General features: G+C 36.3%; 20 protein-coding genes. 7 read left to right on the top strand and 13 right to left on the bottom strand.

Annotated features, from left to right (window positions below):
• Window positions 1–9 precede the first annotated feature (9 nt).
• On the top strand, window positions 10–1,572 hold the full coding sequence (locus NOX80_RS13655) for a DUF6850 family outer membrane beta-barrel protein (RefSeq protein WP_256550350.1): 1,563 nt from the start codon (window positions 10–12) through the stop codon (window positions 1,570–1,572).
• Between the two features lie 2 nt (window positions 1,573–1,574).
• Complete coding sequence (locus tag NOX80_RS13660) at window positions 1,575–2,720, top strand: cytochrome-c peroxidase (RefSeq protein ID WP_256550351.1); 1,146 nt, start codon at window positions 1,575–1,577, stop codon at window positions 2,718–2,720.
• Between the two features lie 40 nt (window positions 2,721–2,760).
• On the opposite strand, the gene NOX80_RS13665 is transcribed toward NOX80_RS13660, so the two are convergent.
• The 3 genes from NOX80_RS13665 to NOX80_RS13675 form a co-directional block, all read right to left on the bottom strand.
• Window positions 2,761–3,591, bottom strand: a complete 831-nt coding sequence (locus NOX80_RS13665; protein ID WP_256550352.1) for a CvfB family protein — start codon at window positions 3,589–3,591, stop codon at window positions 2,761–2,763.
• Window positions 3,592–3,726: 135 nt separating this feature from the next.
• Window positions 3,727–4,767 carry a PLP-dependent cysteine synthase family protein gene (locus tag NOX80_RS13670; protein ID WP_256550353.1) on the bottom strand — a complete coding sequence of 347 codons (1,041 nt, stop codon included), beginning with the start codon at window positions 4,765–4,767 and terminating at the stop codon, window positions 3,727–3,729.
• Between the two features lie 80 nt (window positions 4,768–4,847).
• Window positions 4,848–6,908: a S9 family peptidase gene (locus NOX80_RS13675; protein WP_256550354.1), complete on the bottom strand. Its 2,061-nt coding sequence runs from the start codon at window positions 6,906–6,908 to the stop codon at window positions 4,848–4,850.
• A 145-nt stretch (window positions 6,909–7,053) separates the two neighbouring features.
• Here NOX80_RS13675 and NOX80_RS13680 point away from each other — a divergent pair, with 145 nt between their 5' ends.
• Window positions 7,054–7,377 (top strand): YbaB/EbfC family nucleoid-associated protein, encoded by a 324-nt coding sequence (locus NOX80_RS13680; RefSeq protein ID WP_256550355.1) that lies wholly within the window; start codon window positions 7,054–7,056, stop codon window positions 7,375–7,377.
• 61 nt (window positions 7,378–7,438) lie between these two features.
• Here NOX80_RS13680 and NOX80_RS13685 read toward each other — a convergent pair whose 3' ends face one another.
• Both NOX80_RS13685 and menD read right to left on the bottom strand, forming a co-directional pair.
• Window positions 7,439–7,780, bottom strand: coding sequence for a DUF2853 family protein (locus tag NOX80_RS13685; RefSeq protein ID WP_256550356.1), 342 nt, complete (start codon window positions 7,778–7,780; stop codon window positions 7,439–7,441).
• A gap of 99 nt (window positions 7,781–7,879) precedes the next feature.
• Window positions 7,880–9,535 carry a 2-succinyl-5-enolpyruvyl-6-hydroxy-3-cyclohexene-1-carboxylic-acid synthase gene (gene menD / locus NOX80_RS13690; protein ID WP_256550357.1) on the bottom strand — a complete coding sequence of 552 codons (1,656 nt, stop codon included), beginning with the start codon at window positions 9,533–9,535 and terminating at the stop codon, window positions 7,880–7,882.
• A 128-nt stretch (window positions 9,536–9,663) separates the two neighbouring features.
• On the opposite strand from menD, the gene NOX80_RS13695 reads away from it, so the two are divergent.
• Window positions 9,664–10,158, top strand: coding sequence for a GNAT family N-acetyltransferase (locus NOX80_RS13695; protein WP_256550358.1), 495 nt, complete (start codon window positions 9,664–9,666; stop codon window positions 10,156–10,158).
• A 45-nt stretch (window positions 10,159–10,203) separates the two neighbouring features.
• On the opposite strand, the gene NOX80_RS13700 is transcribed toward NOX80_RS13695, so the two are convergent.
• Window positions 10,204–10,794, bottom strand: coding sequence for a glutathione peroxidase (locus tag NOX80_RS13700; RefSeq protein WP_256550359.1), 591 nt, complete (start codon window positions 10,792–10,794; stop codon window positions 10,204–10,206).
• 211 nt (window positions 10,795–11,005) lie between these two features.
• On the opposite strand from NOX80_RS13700, the gene NOX80_RS13705 reads away from it, so the two are divergent.
• Entirely contained in the window at window positions 11,006–11,500 is a 495-nt protein-coding gene (locus NOX80_RS13705) for a hypothetical protein (protein ID WP_256550360.1), read from the top strand.
• An 85-nt stretch (window positions 11,501–11,585) separates the two neighbouring features.
• On the opposite strand, the gene NOX80_RS13710 is transcribed toward NOX80_RS13705, so the two are convergent.
• The 4 genes from NOX80_RS13710 to NOX80_RS13725 are packed head-to-tail and all read right to left on the bottom strand — an operon-like array spanning window position 11,586 to window position 13,670.
• A complete protein-coding gene (locus NOX80_RS13710) occupies window positions 11,586–11,930 on the bottom strand; it encodes a DUF4180 domain-containing protein (RefSeq protein WP_256550361.1) in 345 nt (114 codons plus the stop codon).
• Window positions 11,927–12,409 (bottom strand): DinB family protein, encoded by a 483-nt coding sequence (locus NOX80_RS13715; RefSeq protein ID WP_256550362.1) that lies wholly within the window; start codon window positions 12,407–12,409, stop codon window positions 11,927–11,929. The genes NOX80_RS13710 and NOX80_RS13715 overlap by 4 nt, the downstream gene beginning before the upstream one ends.
• A gap of 41 nt (window positions 12,410–12,450) precedes the next feature.
• Window positions 12,451–13,167, bottom strand: a complete 717-nt coding sequence (locus NOX80_RS13720; protein WP_256550363.1) for a phytanoyl-CoA dioxygenase family protein — start codon at window positions 13,165–13,167, stop codon at window positions 12,451–12,453.
• Window positions 13,168–13,202: 35 nt separating this feature from the next.
• Window positions 13,203–13,670: an Lrp/AsnC family transcriptional regulator gene (locus NOX80_RS13725; protein ID WP_256550364.1), complete on the bottom strand. Its 468-nt coding sequence runs from the start codon at window positions 13,668–13,670 to the stop codon at window positions 13,203–13,205.
• Window positions 13,671–13,774: 104 nt separating this feature from the next.
• Between NOX80_RS13725 and NOX80_RS13730 the strand changes: the two genes are divergently transcribed.
• Window positions 13,775–14,341 (top strand): sugar O-acetyltransferase, encoded by a 567-nt coding sequence (locus NOX80_RS13730; protein WP_256550365.1) that lies wholly within the window; start codon window positions 13,775–13,777, stop codon window positions 14,339–14,341.
• Entirely contained in the window at window positions 14,280–15,248 is a 969-nt protein-coding gene (locus NOX80_RS13735) for a DMT family transporter (RefSeq protein ID WP_256550366.1), read from the top strand. The genes NOX80_RS13730 and NOX80_RS13735 overlap by 62 nt, the downstream gene beginning before the upstream one ends.
• Before the next feature lie 30 nt (window positions 15,249–15,278).
• On the opposite strand, the gene NOX80_RS13740 is transcribed toward NOX80_RS13735, so the two are convergent.
• From NOX80_RS13740 to NOX80_RS13750, 3 genes are all read right to left on the bottom strand, one after another.
• Entirely contained in the window at window positions 15,279–15,866 is a 588-nt protein-coding gene (locus tag NOX80_RS13740) for a hypothetical protein (RefSeq protein WP_256550367.1), read from the bottom strand.
• Between the two features lie 51 nt (window positions 15,867–15,917).
• Complete coding sequence (locus NOX80_RS13745; RefSeq protein WP_256550368.1) at window positions 15,918–16,478, bottom strand: DUF6642 family protein; 561 nt, start codon at window positions 16,476–16,478, stop codon at window positions 15,918–15,920.
• Window positions 16,479–16,642: 164 nt separating this feature from the next.
• A complete protein-coding gene (locus NOX80_RS13750) occupies window positions 16,643–18,052 on the bottom strand; it encodes a serine hydrolase domain-containing protein (RefSeq protein WP_256550369.1) in 1,410 nt (469 codons plus the stop codon).
• Between the last annotated feature and the right edge of the window lie 68 nt (window positions 18,053–18,120).

Genomic DNA, 18,120 nt, shown 5'->3' on the forward strand with positions numbered 1-18,120 from the left:
CTTTTCAATATGACTTCAAAAAAAGTAATATTATATTTTATTCTGTTAGTGAGTTGTGCCGTTCAGGCGCAGCTCACTGATAGTTTATCGGTACAACAGAATCTGTTTTACAACGATATCCAACAACAATTCTGGAGAAATCCGTTGTTTTATACCACTCAACATTTAAATGACTTTACACTGACACAAATTGACTTCAGTCAAAAAAATCTGAATTTAAAGCGTGTTCAGACTGCCGAAAGAACCACACAGTACAGTTTTACCACTCAGGGTATTTATAATGTAAAACCCCGATTACGATTATTCGGTGGTTTTGTATTCCATAAAGCATCTGAAAAAGGACTGGGCTATAATTTTTCTTCTCAGCGTACTGAAAATCAGAATGTATTGTCTCCCAATTATTTCTTTGCTCCCCGAAAAGGAAACTGGGACAATCAGGAATATAATCTGGACGGAGGATTTGCTTACCAGTTTAACAACAATATCCTATTGGCCGGTAAAGCGTTTTATAAAAACGGAAAAAATTACCGTACCAACGATCCGCGACCGGAAGTTGAAGTAAGCAATTACGGCGGTGAAATCCAAACCGGCTATAACTTTAGAAACAACAGCTTGTTTGTATCGGCCGGTATCTCTAAAAAGACGGAAACTTCTTCGATAACTTATGTCAATGATGCATTAAATGCACCGGTTTATTCAGAAACGTTTACCCGATTTTCATCCGGATATGGTCGTATCATTTTTAATTCATCTTACAATCGTTATATTTTTAATACGATCGACAAAAATTTCGGTTTTGGTTATCAGTATCAAAACGATCGTAGTAGCTGGAATGCTTCGTATCGCTATAACAAATCGATGGAAAGTTTTTATCAGAAAAACGTACGCGGCTATATTTATATCGACGATGAACTAAAACAGTTTATGTATCGTGTGGTTTCGCATACTTCCGATCTGAATTATTTTTATGACGGTCCGGAAAAGGATTATAAACTTCGTTTCAGTTATGAAACTCAAAAAGGCGATAACTTTTCCGTACGCGAAAACGGTCAGAACTACCGTATGAACCTGGATATCTTTTCGTTTAACAGTGGTTTGATCAAAAAAGATAAAAAACGAGTGGTTTACAGTTTTGAACTGGGTGCCAATTATATGCGTCATAAATACATCGATTTATTAGGAAGTACCGACAAACGTTTAAATACACTGGAAATCTCGGCTGCTTTCAACAAGGACATTCTTTCGAAAGAAAAAAACACATTGAATCTGGCTTTAGGCGTACAACATTATCAGGCTTTGGATGAAAGTTTAGTATTTATTCCGATTTCATCTTCTAACCTGTCTTTTGCCGACAATGTGATCAAACCGGACCAAGCGTATGATGCAACCTCAAAATTGCGTTCAAACATTATGCTTCAATACCAATATAGTCTTTCAAAAACTAAAAAGTTGCGTATTTTTGCCAATTATAACACACTGGTTGCTTTAGGTGATCAATATAAAACCTATACAACCGATTACAATACCAAGGAGAGTACCTATTTTAACGGTGGAATCTCTATAATTTACTAAGCATGAAAAAGATTATTGGATTTACATTTCTCAGTTTTTTGTTTGTCGGACTGGTTTCGCTTAAGAACCATAAAGACGATGAAAAATATTATTCAATATCAGACCTGAAAAAAATATACAGTAGCGGTGATGTAAGTCAATGGCCGAAACCGTCTATTGATAGTAGTGTTGTTAATTTTCAGGATTTAGGTGTATTGCCTAAGGTTAGTTTCCCGGCTGAGAATCCGTATTCGGAAGCCAAAAGAGAACTGGGAAAAGTATTATTTTTTGATCCGAGACTTTCTAAATCCGGACAAATTTCCTGTGCTTCCTGTCATGATCCCGAATTAGGATGGGGTGACGGAAAACGCGTTTCACACGGACATGACCGTACACCGGGAACCCGAAATTCCAAACCGATAATTAATGTGGCCTATTCCAATGTTTTCTTTTGGGACGGACGTGCTGCCAGTTTGGAAGAACAGGCTCGCTTTCCGATTGTAGATACCAAGGAAATGAATAACCACATGGATATCGCTGTTAAAACGATTAAAAAAATTAAAGGCTATAAATCCCTTTTTAAAGCTGCTTTTGGCGATGAAAAAGTAACGGAAGAAACCATTTTTAAAGCTATCGCTACTTTTGAACGTACTGTTGTTAGTCGTAAAAGTCGTTTTGATAAATTTATTGAAGGTGATACGACGCAGCTATCCAATAAAGAAGTAGCCGGTTTGCATTTATTCCGAACTAAAGCAAGATGCATCAACTGTCATAATTCGGCTCTATTTTCAGATAATCAGTTTCATAATGCCGGGTTAACGTATTACGGCAGAAAATATGAAGATTTAGGACGTTATAACATTACCAAAAATCCGGATGACGTGGGTAAATTCAGAACACCTTCCCTACGCGAAGTCGGAAAAACCGGGCCGTATATGCACAATGGTCTTTTCCCGGAATTACGCGGTGTTTTAAATCTGTATAATGCGGGTATGCCAAATGTAAAACCAAAAGGCGAACAGGTTAATGATAAATTGTATCCGAAAACGTCTGAATTACTAAAAAAACTGGAACTTAACCGGGAAGAACTGGATCAGTTGGAAGCTTTTCTTCAAAGTATCACTTCTGTAATATACCGGGAACCGGCACCTGAAAAACTGCCACAATAATTAAAATAAAAAAGGAGCATTTTCAAATGCTCTTTTTTTATTATTTCACAAGATAAATACCATCCGGTTTAATCTCAATCAGCTTTTGTTTATATAAAACCCCTATTGCTTTTTTAAAGGTCTTTTTACTCATTTTAAGTACCGTTTTTATATCTTCCGGATGACTGTCATCATTTAGTCTTAAAAAGCCCCGACTGGCTTTTAATTCATCCAAAATATATTGTGAACTCGGTTCCAGTTTTTCAAATCCCAGTTTCGTTGCCGAAACGTCAATTTTTCCATCCGGACGTATATTTTTGATATAACCGATAATACGATCTCCGGTTCTCAAGTCATCATACACTTCATTTTTATAAAGCAAACCTTTATATTTTTCGTTAATGATCACATTAATTCCTACTTCGGTAATATGAGATATAATCAAATCGACTTCTTCTCCTTTTTCAAGTGCTATATCTTTATTATCCAGAAACTGGTTCGTTTTACTCGAACCTACCAAACGATTGGTTTTTTCATCAAGATACATATAAACTAAATAGCGTTTCCCCTGCTCCATCGGACGCGCCTGTTCCTTAAACGGAACAAACAGGTCTTTCTCCATTCCCCAGTTCATAAACGCTCCGAATTTATTCGTGTAATTTACGCGTAGTAATGAAAATTCATTTAAAAAGATATACGGTTCCAATGTAGTCGCAACCGGACGTTCTTCATGATCCAGGTAGACAAAAACAGCTATTTCATCTCCAATCTCAAACTGTTCGGGTACGTATTTGTTTGGTAATAAGATATCCTCAGTTCCGTCTGTCAGAAACAAACCTACTTTTGTTTCTCTGTCTATTTTTAAAGTATTGTATTTTCCGATTTCAATCATGGCATTCCGTATAGAAATTGTGTGGCACAAAGGTAAACATAGAATTAATTATTCCACCAGTAATCCTTAAAATATTATTATTATAAAAAAACTCCGGTTTTAGCCGGAGTCTTGTTTGTCGCTTTTAACGCTCTATTATTTTATGAACTCAATCTTTTGTACTTCTTCAGCATTAACGCTGTCAAAAAATCCTTGTTCATTCATCCATTCATCACTGAATATTTTGCTCATATAACGGGATCCGTGATCCGGGAAAATAACCACAACATTACTGTCTTTGGTAAATTCATTTTCTTCTGCAAACTGTTTTATTGCCTGCATCGCGGCTCCGGAAGTATAGCCTACAAATAATCCTTCTTTTTTAGCAATCTCTCTTGCCGTATGAGCACTTTCTTCATCATTCACTTTAGTGAACTTATCGATAGCTTCAAAGTCAGTAGCCGTTGGAATCAGGTTTTTCCCTAATCCTTCGATACGGTACGGATAGATTTCTTCGCTGTCGAATTCTTTGGTTTCATGGTATTTTTTCAATACTGATCCGAAAGCATCCACTCCTAATATTCTGATGTTCGGGTTTTTCTCTTTTAAGAAACGAGCTGTACCGGAAATAGTTCCACCAGTACCGGAACAAGCTACCAAATGCGTAATTTTTCCATTGGTTTGTTCCCATATTTCAGGTCCGGTAGTATTATAATGCGCATCTACATTCAAGTCGTTAAAATACTGATTGATGTAAACCGATCCTTTCGTTTCTTCGTGTAAACGTTTGGCAACATTATAATAAGAACGCGGATCATCTGCTGAAACGTGAGCCGGGCAAACATAAACTTTTGCGCCCAACGCCCGTAACATATCAATTTTATCTTTTGAAGATTTTGAGCTTACCGCCAAAACACAGTCATATCCTTTAATAATGCTAACCATTGCTAAACTGAATCCTGTGTTACCGGAAGTCGTTTCAATAATTGTATCACCAGGTTTTAAGATTCCTCTTTTTTCTGCTTCTTCAATTATATATATAGCAATTCTGTCTTTGGTGGAATGACCCGGGTTGAAAGCTTCTACTTTAGCATAAAAATTACCTTCTAATTCTTCTGTAATTTTATTGAGCTTAATTAGGGGAGTATTACCTATTAATTCCAATACATTATTATAGGCTTTTATGTCTTCTTTCATAAACTATAAATTAGTCGAGCGATATTACTTACAGTAGTAAGCAGTCTCTGAACTCTGCAAATTTAACAAAAAAAATTGATCTACTTTTTAATTCCTTCTAAATCTAATAAAAAAGTATACTCTTTCGCAACTTCTTTAAGCGATTCGAAACGTCCGGAAGCACCGCCGTGGCCCGCATCCATATTGGTATCCAGATATAACTGGCTATCTCCCACTTTCATAACTCTCAGTTTAGCAACCCATTTGGCAGGTTCCCAATACTGTACCTGTGAATCATGAAGACCGGTAGTAACCAATAAATTCGGATATTTTTGTTTTTTTACGTTATCATATGGCGAATATGACAGCATATAATCGTAATACGCTTTGTCATTCGGATTACCCCATTCGTCATATTCACCCGTAGTTAACGGAATTGAATCGTCCAGCATGGTTGTAATTACGTCTACAAAAGGGACCTGAGCAATTACACCGTTATATAAATCCGGTGCCATATTGATAATCGCTCCCATCAATAATCCTCCTGCCGAACCGCCTTCTGCATATAAATGCTGAGCCGATGTGTATTTCTCGGCAATTACAAACTTCGAACAGTCGATAAAATCTGTAAATGTATTTTTCTTTTTCAGTAGTTTTCCGTTTTCATACCAGTCTCTTCCTAAATCTTCACCACCTCTGATATGCGCAATCGCGTAAATAAATCCTCTGTCCAGTAAACTTAATCGGATAGAGGAAAAATACGGATCCATCGAAGCTCCGTAAGAACCGTATGCATATAACAGGAACGGATTTTTACCGTCTTTTTTGATTCCTTTTCGGTATACAATAGAAATCGGCACTTTGGTTCCGTCCTGAGCTGTTGCCCACTGACGCTCTTCTATATAATTGTTCTTATCAAACTTCCCTCCTAAAACTTCCTGTTCTTTTTTGATTTCTTTCGTTTTTGTTTTCATGTTGAAATCAATAATCGAAGAAGGTGTTGCCATTGACTGGTAACCGTATCGTAAAATATCGGTATCAAAATCAACATTTGACGTCGTATAGGCTGTATAAGTCTCAATTTCAAACGGAAGATAGTATTCTCCCTGTCCGCTCCAAGGCATAATACGAATCTTATTTAATCCGTTGGAACGTTCTGAAACCACTAAATAATTTTTAAAGATTTCAATATCTTCCAATAGTACCTCTTTACGATGCGCGATCAGGTCTTTCCAATTTTCTTTTCCGGTTGCATTCTCCGGAGTTTTCATCAGCTTAAAGTTGGTCGCCTTATCTTTATTCGTTACCACGTAAAAGCTGTCTCCATAATGCGAAATACTGTATTCCAATCCTCTGGTACGCGGCTGAAATACTTTAAATTCGCCATCCGGTGTATTGGACGGTAAAATTCGGAATTCAGATGTTAGCGTACTTGTAGACCCGATTACGATATATTTTTTAGATTTTTCTTTGTAAACAAATACAGAAAACGTGTCGTCTTTCTCTTCAAAAACTACCTTGTCGTTTTTAGCGTCTGATCCTAATTTATGTTTGTAAATCTTGTCGGAACGAAGTGTAACCAAATCTTTACGGGTATAGAACAATGTTTTATTGTCACTTGCCCAGGTAGATCCACCGGTTGTTTTTTCCAGTTTTACCGGCAGAATTTCACCGGTTTCCAGATTTTTAATCTGAATGGTATATTCTCTTCTCGATACGGTATCAATACCGAAAGCGCACCATTTATTATCTTCACTGATACTGATTCCGCTTAATTGAAAATAAGCATGTCCTTTTGCCATTTCATTACAGTCAAACAGGATTTCTTCCTTGGCATCAAGTGAGCCTTTTTTTCGGGCATGTATCGGATAATCTTTCCCTTTTTCATAACGGGTGATATAATAATATCCGTTATACAGATAAGGAACGGAACTGTCATCTTCTTTTATACGCGATTTCATCTCCTGAAACAAATCCTGTTGGAATTGCTTCGTATGAGCGGTCATCTGCTGGTAATATTCATTTTCACTTTTCAGATAATCGATAACTTCAGGGTTTTCTCTTTCATTTAACCAATAATAGTTATCTGTTCGTATATCGCCGTGTTTTTCTAATTGTTTGGGCTTAACGGCTGCCACAGGTGCTGTTGTTTTTGTTAACATATTGGTTTTTTTATTTTGTGCGTTTCCCGTTACAAAAATAAGACAAACGCAACTCAAAATAATTTGATTTTTCATTTAGTTTTATTTACTAATCAATCTGCAATTTAATAATTTTGCGGTAACATTAACCATTAATTTTATTAACATGTTCGGAGACATCATGGGAATGATGGGTAAACTAAAAGAGACCCAGCAAAAAATTGAAGATACTAAAAAAAGATTGGATACGGTTTTAATAGATGAACAAAGTAACGACGGGCTTTTAAAGGTTACTTTAACCGCTAACCGAAAGATAAAATCCATTATTGTAGATGATTCCCTTTTGGAAGATAAAGAACAACTGGAAGACTATCTTGTACTTGTTATTAACAAAGCAATTGAGAAAGCCACCAATGTAAATGAAGCTGAATTAGGTGCTGTTGCAAAAGACGGTATGCCTAATATTCCGGGTATGGATCTTTTCAAGTAAAATACGCCTCATTTAAATCATAAAAAATAGGGCTTATAGCCCTATTTTATTATTTTTTTTCTTATTTATAGACACTTTCTTTTTTAAAGTGAACCGTCAACAAGTAATACACTACCGCTCTGTACTTGTTTTTATTAGAACGGCCATATTTTTCTATTACGGCATCGATAGCTTTATCCAGTTCCGGACCATCCTTTAAACCTAACTTTTTGATTAAAAAGTTATTCTTAACGGTGTCTAACTCCGATTTTGAAGTCCCCGAAACAGTAGAAGAATCTGCATTGTAAATAGAGGGACCGCAACCGATAGTTACTTTTGTTAATAAATCCATATTCGGAGTTACGCCACATTTGTCTTTTAAATCCGCTGCGTACTTAGTAATTAGTTCATCTCTTTTACTCATAATAAATCTTGTTTTGTGTTACTTAATTGATTTACATTCTCTCAAATTTAACAAAATAAAACCAAAATGAATCGTTTTAAACAACTATTTTCTTTATTGTTACGTTAAGTTTTTAAAATATTCTAACAATATCTTGTCATTAACTTCCATCGGTGTATGGATTTCCAATAGTGCCGGTTGTGCTTTTTCGCTCAAAAAAGACGGCAATGCATTTTCCAGCTCCGTTTGGTCATTTACAGTCATATAACGGAATTTATACATCGCAGCAAGATGTTCGGCTGTAAGATGGTGCGCCGTTTCAAAATAAGTATTAAATACTTCTGTTTCCTGATGTCCGGGAAGTATTCTGAAAATACCGCCGCCTCCGTTATTAATCAGGATGATTTTAAAATTTTTCGGGATATAGGCATTCCATAAAGCGTTGCTATCATAAAGAAAACTGATATCTCCTGTAATCAACAATGTTTCCTTATTTGCCGCAATAGCAGCTCCGATTGCAGTTGAAGTACTTCCGTCAATACCGCTTGTTCCGCGATTACAAAATACGTCAATAGACGGATCGATGGAAAACAATTGCGCATAACGAATAGCCGAGCTGTTGCTAATCTGCAATTGTGTATTCGCAGGCAATGCCGGTAATAGGGTTTGAAAAACGGTAAAGTCACTATACGGAACGCGATCGGCATATATTTTATGTTTCGCTTCTCTTATTTTTTGTATTTCTTTTACTCTCGGTAAATAATCACTCGTTATAAGACTATCTTGTGCCAAAACAGCTTTAAAAAAGCGGTTCGGCATGCATTTAAAGTGTTGTGACAAGCAACCGAAGGTATCATACGCCCGTAACGGATCGACATGCCAGTGTTCTTCCGGCTGATATTTTCGCAGAAAAGCTTTAACTCGTTTCGAAACCACCATCCCTCCTATTGTAATCAGAATTTCCGGTTGAAAAGCGATAAAATCGTTTTCCGTAAACGGTGTAATAATCGTATCGATGTTTCCTATAAAATGAGGATGATGAATATTGGATGTCACTTCTTTCATGACCACAATCGAATCATCATTCGCTAATTGTTCTATAATCGCTGTTTCCATCACACCCGGATCATTAGTTCCGATAAGAATCAGTTTTTTCTTCGCCTGACTCCATTTCTGAATAAAAGGTGTCCAATCCGGAAGTGATTCTTCCTGTTTAACCGGTTCTTTTACTTCGGGATGTACAGAAAGTGTTTCGGTCACTTCATAAAGCGGTTCTTCGAACGGAACATTAATATGAACCGGTCCTTTTTGTCGGATCGCAATAGTAATCGCTTCATTAATTTTAGCATCATTTTCCGCAGAATTTTCTTCGGTCAGATTGGCACTATACAGAATATGATTGGCATAAACATTTTGTTGTCGGATCGTTTGTCCGTCACCGATATCGATTTTAGACGTAGGCCGATCGGCAGAAATAACCACCAATGGCAGCTGACTATAAAATGCTTCCGCAACTGCCGGATAATAATTTAATAAAGCAGAACCCGACGTACAGACTAATGCAACCGGTTTTTTAAGCTGTTGTGCCATACCGATTGCCATAAAAGCCGCGCAACGTTCATCAGCAATACTATAACAATTAAATTCTTTATTACTGGCGAAACCGATAGTTAACGGTGCGTTACGGGAACCCGGGGAAATAATAATATCAAGTAGGCCTTTCGCTTTGCAGAGTGCCATTACACTTTGCGCCAAAGGTATTTTAGGGTATGCCATTTTGTATTTGTAGTTTAAATTCAGCATACGGATATGCAATAACAAATTTAAGCTACTCCATCGAATTTCCTTTAAAAAAAGTGTGAAACTTTCTATCTTTGACTACTCCTTTTTACAACTTTCAATTTATGTCTGTTATCGTACGACCTGTAACTGAAAATGATATTCCGCAAGTATTGGATATTATTAACTATGAAATTCTGAATAGTGTTTCCATTTATGATTATGAACCGAGGACATTAGACCAACAGCGGGCTATCATACAAGAGAAACAGACAAAGGAATTTCCCTTTCTGGTGGCGGTTTACGATGATATCGTAGCGGGTTTTGCTACTTACGGCGACTTCCGGTTTAAAGAAGGCTATCGTTTTACTGTTGAGCATTCCGTTTATCTGCACCACGAACATCAGGGTAAAGGACTGGGAAAAATATTATTAGAATCGTTGATCAAAATCGCAAAAGAACAACAAAAGCATACGATGATTGCTGTAATTGATGCCGAAAATGCCGGTAGCATACAATTTCATCAGAGAATGGGATTTGAAATCGCCGGTACCTTAAGGGAAAGCGGCTATAAATTTGACCGTTGGCTGGATTCGGTATTTCTGCAATTATTTTTATAAAAAAACCTCCGGATTTGGAGGTTTTTTTTGTGTCTGTTTTAGCGTTTATCCTTTAGTAATCCAGTCAATTACTTCTTTACTGTCCGGTAATGTTTTCGGACTGATTACTTTTACCAGATTTCCTTTTTCATTGATCAGGTATTTCTGAAAGTTCCATTCTACCTGACTGTCTTGTAATCCGTTTTTCGATTTTTCCGTTAAAAAGTGGTATAACGGGTGCATATCCTCTCCTTTTACGGATATTTTTTCCATCATCGGGAACGTTACACCATAGTTCTTAGAGCAGAAAGTGGCAATTTCTTTATTTGATCCGGGTTCCTGAGCACCGAAATTGTTAGCCGGAAAACCTACAATTATCAAATTCTTGTCTTTGTATTGCGTATACAATTTTTGTAATTGTTCATATTGTGGTGTTAATCCGCATTCAGAAGCGGTATTTACTACCATTATTTTTTTTCCTTTCAGTTTTGAGAAATCAAATGTTTTTCCTTCGATGTCTTTAACTTTAAACTGGTAAATACTTTCTGTATTCATAGCGGCTAGTTTTTCGGTTGATGCTGTTTTTGCTGTATTTTGTGCCTGAATCTGACAACTAAAAAGTGCCAATACCGAACAGGCAAACAATAATTTTTTCATCTTTTCTTTTTTTCAAAAGTAAGCATTTTATGATTCTGTAATTATTAAACATTTCATAATAAATTGTCGTTTTCGGTTGCATCTCCCGGAAACACGTACTTCTTTATTAAATTGGTTTTATAATGTTCATTTTCTGTCCTTTATTGGGTTTTCCGAATCCCTATTCTCTTTAAAACAAACTATAATTTTGTACAAACCAATTTTTATATCAATGCATACAAAATTCAAATTATTAGTTGTTCTATTGGCAATTACGTTATTATCCTGTGAGTCGGATTCTTCCGTTTTACCGGTTAACGATTCTCAAAAAAACGAGTTATCTTCCCGATTTGACTGGGATTCTTATGATGATTATAATGATCCGTCCGACAGTTCTTTTTTATACGATAACTTTATTTATCAGGTTCAGGGAAAATGGACACAGCTTTTAGGCGAAAACGGTCAGCTGACAATTAATGGAAACCTGTTTCATTTTGAAGATCCGGAATTCGACCTTAATCTCATCGGAAACTTCTTTATAAATAACGAAACGGGCTCTTTTAGTAACGGAAATGTTTTTGATTATGTTGTTAACACACCGACACAACGAACGCATCTGCAAATGATTTTAGAAAACAATACGATACTCCGAATCGGGATTTTTGTCAAAAAGAACGGCAGCAAACAAAAATCTAAAGTAGTCGTATATCAGAAAGTAAACAACTGATATTATGAAAACCATTCTTCGCTATTTTTTTTAGTTTTTTAAATAGAATTCGTTTCGGAAATTCTGAAACAGAATTTGAATGTTCTTAAAATGCAGCCGCAAGATTCGCAACAAAATTTACCGATTGTCCTTTGTTACATTCGTAGATAAAAGCTTTAAGGCTTTTACCTGGATACTTTTCAAAATCACCTACAATGGTTAGTTGCATACGATAATTGGAAAATTTTTGAAGGATTTCACCGGCCATTTTAGTTTTAAGATCAAAAAAATCCTGTGTGATATTTTTTTCATACAGGATTACCTTATCAAATTCCTGATAATACAAATCAACTAACAATTGTAACGCTTCCTCAACATTGGTAATGATTGATTCATCCGAAATAACTTCTGCTATTCGGATCCCGTTAACCTGATGGGGTACTATTTTCATTGATTCGTTGTTTGATTTAAAATTTTTCGGATTAATGAAATCTGTCCCATATGATAGTAGGTATGTTCCATTATTCCGACTAAATTACGATGATAGTTCCCGTATTTTCCATCAATAAAAAGTTCGAAAAAACGAGTATCATCCAATTGTTCGATTCGGCTTGCAAATGCTTCCGCTTCTGAAAATAGTTTTTCTTTTAACGCTTCCCACTCTGCTTCTGAAGTAATCGGAGGAAGATCAAAACTATTTTTATCACTCGCTTCTAAAGGTCCGCCTTCCAAAACTTTTAAAACAGCGCTGACATAATAATTGACATGAAAAACCAAAACCGCAATCGTATTCAAATCATAAATACGGGTTGTTGCCTGTTCCCAGGTTATATCTTCCAATACCGATTTAAAATTTACAGCCACCCAGTTATCTCCGAAATGTAAATCACGGAATTGTTTTGCGATTTGTTTTGCTAATACGTTTTCCATATTGATCTGAATTAGATGTTTTAAAAATGAATATCCGGTAATTAATTGATTCGTTCCGACCAATTTAAGCCTTCCGGTAATTGTACATCGGAAAATTCAATGTGAATTACCCTTCTTCTCTTCTGATTGGTTGTTCTGTTTGAACCGTGCAGCAATAAAGGTTTCATAATCATAACGCCACCTTTGGGAACACTGCAAATTGTTTCGGTTTCCGTATTCCAATCGATCGTTTCCGGACGATAAATCCCTTTGGCATGCGATTTATCAATAACCTTTAAGGCACCGTTATGCTCGTCTGTATCATCAAGATGTATTCGAATCGTAAAAATATTCTCTAAAACCGATACCGGCGGTTGAACAGCAAATTGATTTTGCTTTACGGTCCACGGTCCGAAGTCGTTAATTTCAATCTTTTGATCAACTGAAATGGTTAAATCCTGATGGTACGCGACATACCAGTTTGACGTTTCCGGTTTATCGAAGTAAATACTTTTAACTACAAAATAATCTTTACCGAAATAGTCTTTTATAATCTGCTTTAGATTTTCGTTAAAAACCAAGGTATGAATCTCCGGAATCTCCTTTAAAAACTGCCGTACGGCAAACAATTCTTTTGACTTTCTAAATGTGTCTTTTGTTGTATCTGTTTTTGCTATCAATTCAATCATCCTATCGATTTCTTCATTGGAATACACTTCTGAAATAGTTGTAAATCCTAATTCGGAAATCGCACGGTTATTATCTTCTTTTATTTTCATAATCCAAACATTCTTTTCAGTATAAATCTGCTGTTTTATAAATCCAACGGTATTTCCAATCCTTGTTTTACGATATCCAATGCTACGCTAGTCCGAAAACTTTTGATGTTTTTATTACTAAAAAACAATCTTCTGGTCAACTGTTCATAATCATGCATCGAAGGTGAAATAATCACCAGAACAAAATCGGTTTCTCCGGTAACATAATAGCATTGTTGTACTTCCGGTGCTTTCAGAAAACTACTTTTAGCCTGATCGATCAACTCCAATTGTTCACTTTCCAGTTTTACTTCCACAAATAAAGTGATCATTCTACCGGCTTTTTCCCTGTCGACAACTGTAATGTCAGCAGCAATCACTCCGGTTTCCCGCATTCGTTTAATCCGTCGTTGTACAGCCGCCGCCGATAATCCAATACTTTCCCCGATTGTTCGCTGGGGCGTAAGATTATCTTTTTGCAGCACTTTTAAAATCGCTAAATCAAATTTATCCAATGTTTCCAAAACAATCAGGGTATATAAATGAAACAAAATTGCAAATAGTCATCCAAATTTAAAGAAAAAGCACATCATAATTAATCTATTTTTGCACTTTAAATCCCCTAAAAATGACTGAAAAAGAAAAAATGCTCTCCGGAGCTTATTATACCTACATTAATGCAGAACTTAGTGCCGAACGTGATATCGCCGAAGATCTGGTAACTGATTATAACCGTTTACATCCGAAAGAGGAAGAAGCCCGAGCAGCCATTATCCGGGAATTATTCGGTTCTGCCGGGGAAAATTTCAGCATCAAACAACCGTTTTATTGCGATTACGGTTATAATATTCACGTGGGTGACAATTTCTTTTCCAATTTTAATTTTACCGTTCTGGATGAAGCCGAAGTTCGTATTGGCAATAACGTACTAATTGCTCCTAATGTTAGTATTTATACTGTAAACCATGCGGTAAACGTTGCAGAACGAAATGCCGGAATTGAATACGCGAAACCGGTTCATATTGCTGATAATGTTTGGATTGGCGGTAATACCGTGATTTTACAAGGTGTGACTATTGGCGAAAATTCAATTATCGGAGCCGGAAGTGTCGTTACCAAAAGTATTCCTGCCAATGTTATTGCAGCCGGAAATCCGTGTCGTGTTATTAAAGCAATTCCTGAAAACGAATTATAATTTTTTCTTCTCTTTTTTCTTTATGTCATCCATCATAAAAGGTTTTATACTAGCCATTTTAGCGGCCACGCTATGGGGTGTTTCCGGTACTTTCGGGCAATTTTTGTTTCAGCAAAGAGGTATTAATGTCGAATGGCTTATTACCGTTCGGATGTTGGTTTCCGGTTGTATTCTGTTACTTTTTGCCCGTTTTGGTGAAAAATCGGATTTAGGGTCGATCTGGAAAAATAAAAAAGATGCCATTCAGTTGATTATTTTTAGTACCACCGGTATGTTAGCGGTACAATACACGTATTTTGCAGCTATTATGCATTCGAATGCGGCGACTGCTACCGTTTTACAATATTCCGGTCCGGTATTTATTGCCATTTATCTGGCGGCCAAAAACAAAAAACTACCTCGTCCTGTGGAATATCTGGCGATTGCTCTTGCTGTGGGCGGAACTTTCCTACTGGTAACACACGGAAATATTCATAGTCTGGCGATTTCCGGAACGGCTTTATTTTTCGGACTCGCTTCTGCTGTCGCACTGGCTATTTATACTTTACAACCAATAGCCTTATTAAGTCGGTATAAATCGTCCGTTATTATCGGTTGGGGAATGTTATTGGGTGGTATTGCTTTTTCTTTTATAAAAGCTCCCTGGTCAGTTGAAGGACAATGGGATACGCAAACCTATTTGTATACTGCTTTTATTGTATTGTTCGGAACGTTAATTGCTTTTTACAGCTATCTGACAGCCGTACAAATAATCGGTGGTCAAAAAGCGAGTTTATTAGCTTCCGCCGAACCTTTATCGGCAACCATTATGGCTGTATTGTGGTTACAGGTTCCTTTTACTGCGATAGACTGGATGGGTAGTATTTGTATTATTTCGACGATATTTTTGTTAAGTAAGAAAAGTTAATTTGTTCGTTCTGCACAATTACATACAGCTTTATTGTTCAATTAAACGAAATAATTTTTCATAACCTCCACATTGTCCGAATTCACCTTGATCTTTGTCTGTACCCACAATATAATATAAACGACAGTTAAAACAAATTTTTGCTAATCCGATAATTCTTCCTTCTTTTTTGAAGATAAAGATATCTCTGTAAATCGGTACACAAGCCGCTGCATATACGTCGTTGCATGTTGTTAAACTGAAGATATTACTTATCTCTTTATTTCTTGACGGATCAATTCGCTTTTTCTTGAAACCAAACTCTTCCAGTTGCTTTCCGTAATTTTCATCCGGTAGTTCGTCAGGAACATCCTCCATATATATTACGGCACGTTTATCATCACCTTCCGCTTTTTTTATCTTACTATGAGGATTATTTAATAAATAAACCTTTCGTTCTTCAATATCCGAATGATAGTGGTCAACCTCATCAAAATCGAAATAGGCACTTTCAGATTTATTAGTATCTGTCTTATTTAAAATGATGCTATCGCTTTTTTTCTGTTTACAGCTCAATAATGCAATAGCAAAAATCAAAACACTCCATCTAATTACTATATTTTTACTCAAAGTCATCATAAGACTATTTCTTTTTTCTAAACAATTTCAACAGTTCCGTTTTTATCCCAACTAGTAATACAATCTAAAATCCAATAATTTACATAACGCATATTGTTTTTCGTGTAAAGTTTCCACGATATCGATTAAGTTATCATCTTCTTCAAATAAACTAAAGAAAATCCGATCCAGATTACTACTCGTTATTGTAGGATGCATTACGCCATAACCGGAAATCGCCCGTGCTCCGGTAATATCCAGAAAGTATTGCGCCTCTTCATCATTTAAATCCAATATCTTGGCATTGGCAAAATGCAGTATTTTTCCTTTCATTTTCCCTTCAAACAACTCCGCAATTTCTTCCATACTATAATAATAGCCGTTAAGACAGATATTATTTTCTTTTCCCTGCATAACCAGGTAAATGATTTCGTAGTTTTTAAAATTATGATCATCGTAAAGCAATGCATTCAGGCTCTCTTCCATTCCTTCGATCGTGTCACATACTTTATAAATGCTGTCTATTCCCTGTTCAACAGCGAGTTTTTCCAGATTCCGATATACCTCAGTTGTGATCTCCTTTTCAATGTCCCGAACGGCTTCAAGGCAATAGATAAATTTGTCATCTTCCATACAATCCTGTTTTTTCAAATCGAAACAAAAATAGCTTTTATTCAGACAAAATTATAACGGGATAACTTCATTTTAAATGTTATTTTGATCGTCAAAAAACAACAAAAGCGACTTCGATCTGAAGCCGCCTTTAGCGCATATCCGGATTTGTAACGGTAGTTAAATTACTCTTCCCGGATACCGAATCCGATCTTCCGACCGTTTTGCAACATTTCCATATTCATTTTCCCTTTATCATCTCTGTTGAATTTTATAACTGCATCGGCTCCGCCTTGTCGGATTCCTTTAAACTCATTATCCGATATCGGGAAAAAACGCATGTCCCAATCAGCTGAAGTAGTATTGTAAATTAAATGTCCCTCTTGATACGTAATCCGATGTTTATCCTCTTTCTCCTCCTGATCGGTATAATCTCCGGTAAATTGTTGTAGTACGCTTTCAGAAAGCGACACTTTCTTTTTAAATTCCGGTGTAAGCGGACTTTGATTTAGTAACTGTTGGATGTTATTAAACGGAATAGCACCGAGATTAAAGTTCTGCAATACGATTATTGTACGGTCTTTTATTTGATCATGATAGATCAGTGAGGTATAACCGTCCCAATTACCGGTATGTCCATAAGTAAACTTATTATCTCCTTTTCGGATATCCAGACCAAATCCGTAATCTATATTTTTGCCTTTATCGGTTTGTGTGATTTCCGTCATCGCTGCAAATTCTTCCGGTGTAAAAAAGGCATCCGATTTTAACGCATTTACCCATTTGTAAAGATCACCTACCGTTGAGTTGACTTTTGCACTTCCTACAACTCCATCCAGATAATAAACGGACTTTTGACCGTATTTCGGATCGTCTGCCGTTACTTTTTGAAATGATTTTTTAGCCCATACATAACCGATCGCCTGATTATCGATTTTTTGAGGTTTTTCTCTGCGATTATAGACAAAAGTATTTTTCATTTTTAGCGGTTTAAAGATATTAGTTGCTAAAAAATCGGCGTATTTTTTCCCGGAAACCCGTTCTATGATACTAGCCAGTAGTGCGTAATTGCTATTACTATACCGGTAATTACTTTTGGGTTCAAATCGTAAGGTGTCTTTGCGATTCGCATAGAATTGTATAACGTCGTTGTTCGTTGCTATTTTATTCGGATCCCAATTGTCTGTCATACTCGCTATATAGTCCGGAATACCACTTGTATGGCGTAGTAAGTCGTAAATAGTGACTTTATCCCATTGCTTTAATTCAGGGATAAATCGGGTTATTTTATCCGTATAATTTAACTTCCCTTGTCTTTTCAATACGACAATCCCGGCAGCCGTAAACTGTTTGGAACAGGACGCCAATTCAAAGATGGTATTTGTATTATTCTCCTTTTGAGTTGTCTCATTCCGAAGACCAAATCCTTTTTCGTAGATGATGTTTCCCTTATCCGCTATTAATACACTACCGTTAAATTGATTTTGTTGGTACAGTACGTTAAAAATACTATCCAATTGTCGGAATTCTTTCGTTTGGGCCAGACAAAAATGCGTGGCCAATACCACGATTAGTAAAATTTTCAGCTGTTTCATGTTTTTTGATTGATGATGATTGCGTTCTAATCCGAACGGCATCAAACCTAAAACTATTTTTTTAGTTA

It is taken from the genome of Flavobacterium cerinum, assembly GCF_024496085.1.
Classification (GTDB): Bacteria; Bacteroidota; Bacteroidia; order Flavobacteriales; family Flavobacteriaceae; genus Flavobacterium; species Flavobacterium cerinum_A.

Excerpts from the sequence above, each read along its gene's own strand:
- NOX80_RS13655 (WP_256550350.1), top strand. The coding sequence starts at position 10 with ATGACTTCAAAAAAAGTAATATTATATTTTATTCTGTTAGTGAGTTGT.
- NOX80_RS13660 (WP_256550351.1), top strand. The coding sequence starts at position 1,575 with ATGAAAAAGATTATTGGATTTACATTTCTCAGTTTTTTGTTTGTCGGA.
- NOX80_RS13665 (WP_256550352.1), bottom strand. The coding sequence starts at position 3,591 with ATGATTGAAATCGGAAAATACAATACTTTAAAAATAGACAGAGAAACA.
- NOX80_RS13670 (WP_256550353.1), bottom strand. The coding sequence starts at position 4,767 with ATGAAAGAAGACATAAAAGCCTATAATAATGTATTGGAATTAATAGGT.
- NOX80_RS13675 (WP_256550354.1), bottom strand. The coding sequence starts at position 6,908 with ATGTTAACAAAAACAACAGCACCTGTGGCAGCCGTTAAGCCCAAACAA.
- NOX80_RS13680 (WP_256550355.1), top strand. The coding sequence starts at position 7,054 with ATGTTCGGAGACATCATGGGAATGATGGGTAAACTAAAAGAGACCCAG.
- NOX80_RS13685 (WP_256550356.1), bottom strand. The coding sequence starts at position 7,780 with ATGAGTAAAAGAGATGAACTAATTACTAAGTACGCAGCGGATTTAAAA.
- menD (WP_256550357.1), bottom strand. The coding sequence starts at position 9,535 with ATGGCATACCCTAAAATACCTTTGGCGCAAAGTGTAATGGCACTCTGC.
- NOX80_RS13695 (WP_256550358.1), top strand. The coding sequence starts at position 9,664 with ATGTCTGTTATCGTACGACCTGTAACTGAAAATGATATTCCGCAAGTA.
- NOX80_RS13700 (WP_256550359.1), bottom strand. The coding sequence starts at position 10,794 with ATGAAAAAATTATTGTTTGCCTGTTCGGTATTGGCACTTTTTAGTTGT.
- NOX80_RS13705 (WP_256550360.1), top strand. The coding sequence starts at position 11,006 with ATGCATACAAAATTCAAATTATTAGTTGTTCTATTGGCAATTACGTTA.
- NOX80_RS13710 (WP_256550361.1), bottom strand. The coding sequence starts at position 11,930 with ATGAAAATAGTACCCCATCAGGTTAACGGGATCCGAATAGCAGAAGTT.
- NOX80_RS13715 (WP_256550362.1), bottom strand. The coding sequence starts at position 12,409 with ATGGAAAACGTATTAGCAAAACAAATCGCAAAACAATTCCGTGATTTA.
- NOX80_RS13720 (WP_256550363.1), bottom strand. The coding sequence starts at position 13,167 with ATGAAAATAAAAGAAGATAATAACCGTGCGATTTCCGAATTAGGATTT.
- NOX80_RS13730 (WP_256550365.1), top strand. The coding sequence starts at position 13,775 with ATGACTGAAAAAGAAAAAATGCTCTCCGGAGCTTATTATACCTACATT.
- NOX80_RS13735 (WP_256550366.1), top strand. The coding sequence starts at position 14,280 with ATGTTATTGCAGCCGGAAATCCGTGTCGTGTTATTAAAGCAATTCCTG.
- NOX80_RS13740 (WP_256550367.1), bottom strand. The coding sequence starts at position 15,866 with ATGATGACTTTGAGTAAAAATATAGTAATTAGATGGAGTGTTTTGATT.
- NOX80_RS13745 (WP_256550368.1), bottom strand. The coding sequence starts at position 16,478 with ATGGAAGATGACAAATTTATCTATTGCCTTGAAGCCGTTCGGGACATT.
- NOX80_RS13750 (WP_256550369.1), bottom strand. The coding sequence starts at position 18,052 with ATGAAACAGCTGAAAATTTTACTAATCGTGGTATTGGCCACGCATTTT.